Here is a 1,274-nt window from a genome sequence, read left to right on the forward strand (position 1 = left end):
GGTGACGCTGATGAACGAATATCTGTCCGCCATGACCGACATCATCGAAAGCCATGGCGGTTACGTCGACAAATATATCGGCGATTCCATCGTCGCCATGTTTGGCGCGCCTTCTTGCTCGAGCGAGAGCCACCAGGGCGTGCGGCTTGAGGTCGCCGAAACCAGCGCCAGATCGCCCTTGGATTTCGCCACCGCCTCGACCGCGGCCTGCGCGCTGAAATGCGCGACGTAGGGCACCGTAAAACCAAAATGGAAGCGCGCGGAATCGCGCATCGCCGGCTCGCTCACCGAGATGTCGGCATGCACGGAGAACGGCGCCTGCACATAGGTGAAGGTCGAGATGATGACGCGCCAGATGCTCTCGACCGTGTCGAGCGGCAGGATGCCGCGATGGCGCTGCACGAGGTCGCGCATCATGGCGGCCTCACGCGCCGGGCGGAACGCGGAGCCGACCTCCTGGGTCTGCTTCACCTGGATCAGGCGGTCGATGATGTCGCCGCGCTGCATGAGGAGGCGATGCATGCCCTCATCGATCGCGTCGATCTCCTTGCGCAGTTCCTGCAGCGATGGTGGCGCGGGCGGGCGTTGGGACATGTCTTGGCTGTCGATCGTTTCGATTGGGGGATGCCCTGATTAGGCAGTCGGGGCGGTGAAAGCAAAGAGAAATCACGTCCTTTTCGGTCGACGCGACAGAGGCGAATTGAGCCGATCCGGGCCGCGACTTGACGAAAACCGCCCAAGACGGTAGCTTTTGCCCGTTCCGTGGTCATTTGAGCCGGCCGGCTTGCAGCCACGTTAAAAAACTCGCTAAACAGGCCGGGGACGCTTCCGATCCCGGCCGAACCTATCGTTCAGGCCGGGTTTTTCATGGCCTGATGCAAGTGGCGATCAAGCGTTTGATCGCAAACGAGGTCGATGGTCAGATGGGTGGCGTCAAATCGATACCGAGTCCTGCGATCAGCGCCGACGAGCGGTCGCACGAAGTGGATCATCCGAGCTCGCAGGTCGCGCATTTCGGCACCGAGCAGCCGCTGCGGCTCGATTGCGGGGTCGATCTCACCCCGTTCCAGATCGCCTACCAGACCTATGGCGAGCTCAACGCCGATCGCTCCAACGCCGTTCTGATCTGCCATGCGCTGACCGGCGATCAGCATGTCGCCAATGTGCATCCCGTCACCGGGAAGCCCGGCTGGTGGGAGACGCTGGTCGGCCCCGGCCGCCCGATTGATCCCAAGCACTACTTCATCATCTGCTCCAACGTGATTGGCGGCTGC

2 pseudogenes and 1 riboswitch are annotated in these 1,274 nt (G+C 62.2%); of the pseudogenes, one reads left to right on the forward strand and one right to left on the reverse strand.

Annotation, left to right across the window (positions count from 1 at the left end):
- Positions 1-102: 102 nt before the first annotated feature.
- Positions 103-594: pseudogene (locus MOV75_RS38605) on the reverse strand (chorismate mutase); the annotation flags it as partial.
- Between the two features lie 158 nt (positions 595-752).
- A riboswitch (SAM riboswitch) is annotated at positions 753-832 on the forward strand.
- 91 nt (positions 833-923) lie between these two features.
- Here MOV75_RS38605 and metX point away from each other — a divergent pair.
- Positions 924-1,274 (forward strand): annotated as a pseudogene (gene metX, locus MOV75_RS38610) (homoserine O-acetyltransferase); the annotation flags it as partial.

The sequence above is a fragment of the Bradyrhizobium sp. PRIMUS42 genome (assembly GCF_023006515.1).
GTDB lineage: Bacteria > Pseudomonadota > Alphaproteobacteria > Rhizobiales > Xanthobacteraceae > Bradyrhizobium.